Origin of the sequence: Chitinophaga sp., from assembly GCF_035564935.1 — a bacterium.
Taxonomy (GTDB): domain Bacteria; phylum Bacteroidota; class Bacteroidia; order Chitinophagales; family Chitinophagaceae; genus Chitinophaga.
Genome location: NZ_DATMTE010000357.1, coordinates 1 through 5340, shown reverse-complemented (window position 1 = coordinate 5340; position 5340 = coordinate 1). Strand labels below are relative to the sequence as shown.

Annotated in this window: 5 protein-coding genes; 4 read left to right on the top strand and 1 reads right to left on the bottom strand. The window is 47.9% G+C overall.

Features of this window, described 5'->3' with window-relative positions; all coding sequences use genetic code 11:
• Positions 1-545 precede the first annotated feature (545 nt).
• From VN105_RS09450 to VN105_RS09440, 3 genes are read left to right on the top strand one after another with little or no spacing between them, the layout of a single operon-like run.
• Positions 546-971: an organic hydroperoxide resistance protein gene (locus tag VN105_RS09450; RefSeq protein ID WP_325640174.1), complete on the top strand. Its 426-nt coding sequence runs from the start codon at positions 546-548 to the stop codon at positions 969-971.
• Positions 972-981: 10 nt separating this feature from the next.
• Complete coding sequence (locus VN105_RS09445; RefSeq protein ID WP_325640172.1) at positions 982-1659, top strand: type 1 glutamine amidotransferase domain-containing protein; 678 nt, start codon at positions 982-984, stop codon at positions 1657-1659.
• 24 nt (positions 1660-1683) lie between these two features.
• A complete protein-coding gene (locus tag VN105_RS09440) occupies positions 1684-2115 on the top strand; it encodes a MarR family transcriptional regulator (protein ID WP_325640170.1) in 432 nt (143 codons plus the stop codon).
• 8 nt (positions 2116-2123) lie between these two features.
• Here VN105_RS09440 and VN105_RS09435 read toward each other — a convergent pair whose 3' ends face one another.
• Positions 2124-3656, bottom strand: coding sequence for a SulP family inorganic anion transporter (locus VN105_RS09435; protein WP_325640169.1), 1533 nt, complete (start codon positions 3654-3656; stop codon positions 2124-2126).
• Between the two features lie 147 nt (positions 3657-3803).
• On the opposite strand from VN105_RS09435, the gene VN105_RS09430 reads away from it, so the two are divergent.
• Complete coding sequence (locus tag VN105_RS09430; protein ID WP_325640167.1) at positions 3804-5168, top strand: Gfo/Idh/MocA family oxidoreductase; 1365 nt, start codon at positions 3804-3806, stop codon at positions 5166-5168.
• The last annotated feature ends 172 nt before the right edge of the window (positions 5169-5340 follow it).

The window sequence follows — 5340 nt, the reverse complement described above, 5'->3', positions numbered from 1 at the left end:
GCAGAAGGGAAGCAGGTGAATGTGTCGTTTTATCCGGGGGTATTGTTTGTGGGCGCTTCGGTTATACTGCAAACGGCCATTTCATTAAGGGGTAAGCGTAAATATGGTTATTAACAATAGGAAAGTACTCTCCCGGGAGAGTACTTTTTTTCCAGATATTAACTAAGATGTTGTCCTGGTTTTTGGACGTACCGCAGCGCTATCTGTTCTTCGCTTTATAAGATCATATCCTTCCCTGTTCAAGGTTTTACTGTCATTTTCAAGAAAGATCAATAGATCATCGAGGGGTTTTCCTTTCAATGTAGGGTATAGGGGCATGGTCGTTCTATAGCACTCCTCATATAATTTATTGGCATACTTATCTCCCCCGGCCTTCACCTTCGCATTATTAAACAAGCGTTTAGCCATTACGTTTATACCAACCTGGATACTTCTTATCGTGAACGGACATTCGATACATCATGACAAATCCAACATCTCCCAAAAAATAAATTTGGAATTAAATTGTACACAATCTAATTTTGCACAATAAATAAAAAACACTCATGGAAAAGATCGAAAAGTTATACACAGCGCACGCCAGCGTTACCGGCGGCAGAAATGGACATATTATATCTTCAGACGGCGTACTGGACCTTGAGGTAAGAATGCCAAAGGAACTGGGCGGCAGCGGCGGCGCCTACACCAACCCGGAACAATTGTTTGCAGCGGGCTATGCAGCCTGTTTTGACAGCGCACTTAACCTGGTGATCAGAACACAAAAAGTAACCACCGGCGCTACTCAGGTAAATGCAGAAGTTAGTATTGGTAAGAACAATAACGGCGGTTTTGGGTTATCAGTAAAACTGGAGGCGTCTATCCCGGGTGTGGAAAAGGAACTGGCACAGGAACTGCTGGAAAAAGCACACCAGGTATGCCCCTACTCCAATGCTACCCGTGGTAACATTGAAGTGGAGTTAACACTGATCTAAATTTCATTTTATGAAAGTATTAATTGTATTGACATCGCACAATGAACTGGGCAACACCGGCCATAAAACCGGGTTCTGGGTGGAGGAATTTGCCGCCCCCTACTATGTGTTGGCAGATGCGGGAGCCGAGGTTACACTGGCTTCTCCCAAAGGCGGACAACCACCCATTGATCCTAAAAGTGAGCTGCCTGAATTTCAAACGGAAGCCACTACGCGTTTTAAACGGGATGAAGCGCTGCAAAAAAAGCTGGCTGCTACATTGAAGCTCAACGAGGCAAATGCTTCCGACTATGATGCCGTGTTCTATCCCGGCGGCCATGGTCCCCTGTGGGACCTTGCCAATGATCCTGCTTCCGTATCGCTGATTGAAACTTTTTACCGGCAGCATAAACCGGTTGCGTTTGTATGTCATGCGCCGGCTGCATTACTCAAAGTAAAGGGGCCGGACGGCGCGGCGCTGGTAAAAGGGAAAGAGGTAACGGGGTTCAGTAATACAGAAGAAGAAGCCGTACAGTTAACCAGCGTAGTGCCGTTCCTGTTAGAAGATGAATTAAAACAACTCGGTGGCATTTACAGCAAGGGAAAAGACTGGCATTCGTACGCGCTGAAAGACGGTTTGCTGATCACCGGACAGAATCCTGCTTCGTCTGCAGCAGTGGCACAGATATTAATGGAAACATTAGCTTAATTTTGGGTTGTTAAATATGCCGCCTTGAAACAACAACTGAAATTATCGAACCAGCTTTGCTTCTCATTTTATGCCTTGTCAAGGCTGGTAACTTCACATTACCAGCCTTTACTTGGCGCCCTGGACCTTACCTACCCGCAGTACCTTGTTATGCTGGCATTATGGGAACATGATGTTTTATCCGTGAAGGCGCTGGGCCGGCTGCTCATGCTGGATTCAGGTACATTAACCCCATTATTAAAAAGACTTGAAGCCAAAAAGCTGATCAAACGTGTTCGCAGCAAAGAAGACGAACGGAGTGTAAACATCCACCTGACGGCTGCCGGAAAACAACTGCAGCAACAGGCTATAGATATCCCCGAAAAGATCAGTTGCAGCATGGGATTTACCATGGAAGAATTTAATACCCTGAAACCAATGATCGATATCATCCTGCAAAGACATAAAGCGGAATAAAGCGACAGCTATTTTACGGCTACCATATATTCGGGGTCTTCTATAATGTTTACGTCTATCACGCTGGCGGCATCTTTCAGCAGCTGCCTGCAATCAGCGCTCAGGTGCCTTAAATGCAGTTTTTTATCTGCCTGGCGGTAACGCTCTGTTAATTTATTCAATGCTTCTATCCCACTCATGTCTGCAATGCGGCTGTCTTTGAAATCAATGATCACCTCTGTCGGATCATTGGCTACATCAAACTTCTCACTAAAAGTTACTACCGATCCAAAAAACAGCGGGCCATATATTTCATAATGCTTAATGCCGTTTTCATCAGTATATTTCCGTGCTCGGATCCTCTTCGCACTTTCCCAAGCAAATACCAGCGCTGAAATAATGACCCCTATAAGCACCGCCAGCGCCAGGTTATGTAACCACACCGTGATAACAGCTACCAGCATTCCCACGAAAATATCTGCCCTTGGCATTTTGTTGATAATACGGAAACTGGCCCACTCAAAAGTAGATATCGCCACCATCAGCATTACACCGGTGAGCGCCGCCATGGGTAAACGTTCTATCACCGGCGCCCCGAAAAGAACCACCGCCAGGATGGTCAGCGATGCTATTATCCCGGATAAACGCAATTTTGCGCCGGCAGAAAGATTTACAAATGTTTGCGCAATCATGGCGCAGCCACCCATGCCAAAGAAAATGCCGTTCAGCATATTTGCTCCTCCCTGGGCCATTGCTTCCCTGTTGCTGTTGCCCCTGGTACCGGTCATTTCATCTACCAGGTTCAGCGTCAGCAAACTTTCTGTAAGCCCCACGCCTGCCATAATGAGGGCGTAAGGGAAAACTACCTGTAACGTTTCAAATGTAAAGGGTACCTGCGGAAGGTGGAACGGCGGAAAGCCACCACCTACAGCAGCAATGTCTTTCACCGTACGCGTAGGGATACCCAATGCCAGCACCAGGGCAAATACCACGATAATAGCCACCAGCGAAGCAGGTATCTTTTTTGTTATTTTTGGAAAGAAGATGACTATGGCAATGGTCAGCGCTACCAGCCCTATCATGATCCACAGCGGATGCCCGCTCATCCATACCAGTTCACTGCCTGCCATTGTTTTAAACTGCCGGAACTGCGACATGAAAATAATTACAGCCAGCCCGTTTACAAATCCATACATCACCGGCTGCGGCACCAGCCTGATAAATTTACCCAGCTTAAATACACCTACGAGTAATTGTAACACCCCGGCCAGCAGCACCGCCGCAAATACGTATTCCAGCCCGTGCGACTGCATCAGCGCAATCAGCACTACGGCGGTGGCCCCGGCCCCGCCGGATACCATCCCTGGTCTTCCCCCGAAAACAGCTGTCACCAGTCCCATGATAAAAGCAGCATACAATCCCACCAGTGGCGGGAACCCCGCCAGTATGGCAAAGGACAAAGACTCCGGGATCATGGTCATGGCTACGGTAAGCCCTGCCAGTATCTCCGACTTGTAATCGGGTTGTTGTGAAAAATCAAATAAACCAGTAAAAGGCTTCATCAGAAAAATTTAGGTGTCGGTTTTAAAGAGGCGCAAAGATACGCATTAACGGGTACTCATATTATTATGTACAGGTTATAATTTCTTCGGCTGAATGATTATCTTTCTCTTCTATAGTTCTGTAAACCTTATTAATTGTTCCACGCTATGGAGAATTTCAACATTAACCGTCGCCGTTTCCTGAAAGGAGCCACGGCCACGCTGGCACTTTCTGCTATCGGCGCCAGTGCACTGGATTTTATTAACCCGGCAAAACCCTTGCGGGTAGCCTTGATTGGCACCGGATGGTATGGCAAAAGCGATTTGTTCCGCCTTATCCAGGTGGCGCCGGTAAAAGTAGTGGCCCTTTGTGATGCAGATAAAAATATGCTCCAGGCAGCGGCGGAAATGGTGCGCAAACGGCAGGCTTCCGGTGAAACGCCCCGCCTGTATGCTGATTACCGCAAGCTGTTATCTGAAAACGAACTCGACATTGTACTAATAGGCACCCCTGATCATTGGCATGCCCTTCAGACTATCGAAGCGCTGAAAGCCGGCGCCAATGTATATGTGCAAAAGCCGATCAGTGTGGATGTAATGGAAGGAGAAGCCATGGTAGCTGCCGCCCGCAGGTATAACCGCGTGGTGCAGGTAGGTACGCAGCGTAAAAGCACCCCACACCTTATTGATGCCAAAAAGAATATTGTAGACGCGGGCCTGCTTGGTAAAATATCACATGTGGAAATGTGTTGTTATTATCATATGCGCAACAACGGCAACCCGCCGGTACAGGCAGTGCCGGAGTATTTCGATTATGAAATGTGGACAGGCCCCGCTCCCCTGCGGCCTTACGACGGACTGCCCCACGTGCGCTGGTGGCGTACTTTCATGGAATATGGCAATGGCATTATGGGTGATATGTGCGTGCATATGTTCGACACCGTACGCTGGATGCTGCACCTGGGATGGCCCAAGCGCATCAGCTCCACCGGCGGTATTTACGTGCAGAAAGAAGGCAAATCGAATATTTCCGATACACAGTCGGCCATTTTTGAATACGACGGGCTCAACTGTGTATGGCAGCACCGCACCTGGGGCACGCCCGCTGATCCCAAATACCCGTGGTCGTTTAAACTGTACGGGGAAAAAGGTACGTTGGCAGCCAGTACTATGTCATACGACTTTATCCCTGAAGGCAATGGTAATGGCGCCCCCATTCACAAAGACGTGGTATATGAAAAGGAGAAGTACCCGGAAGACCTTACCGAACCGGCTATTGAGCTGAATGCAGCACCGGCAACGCGCCTGCATATGCTCGATTTTCTCGGCGCTATAAAAAATGGGGGCAGGCCCGTTGCAGATATTGAAGAAGGACATATTTCCACTGCCAGCTGTATCCTCGCTAATATTTCCATGCAAACAGGACGGCCCGTGGTATATGATCCGCAAAAACGGATCATTACCGGCGATCCCGCTGCCACAGCATTGTTACAGCGGCCATACAGGGATCCATGGAAACACCCGGTAGTTTAAATACTAAAGAAAAAAGAACGGCGCTGAGCATCTGCATCTATCTCCCCGGATCCCTTTAAAATCCAAAAGATAACTCAGGGAAATCAATAAGTCTGACAAAACCCGCGCGCAACAGGCCGTTCTTTTTTTATCGCTGTAACAAAAGAAAATCTATTCCCTGATCACCTTCACC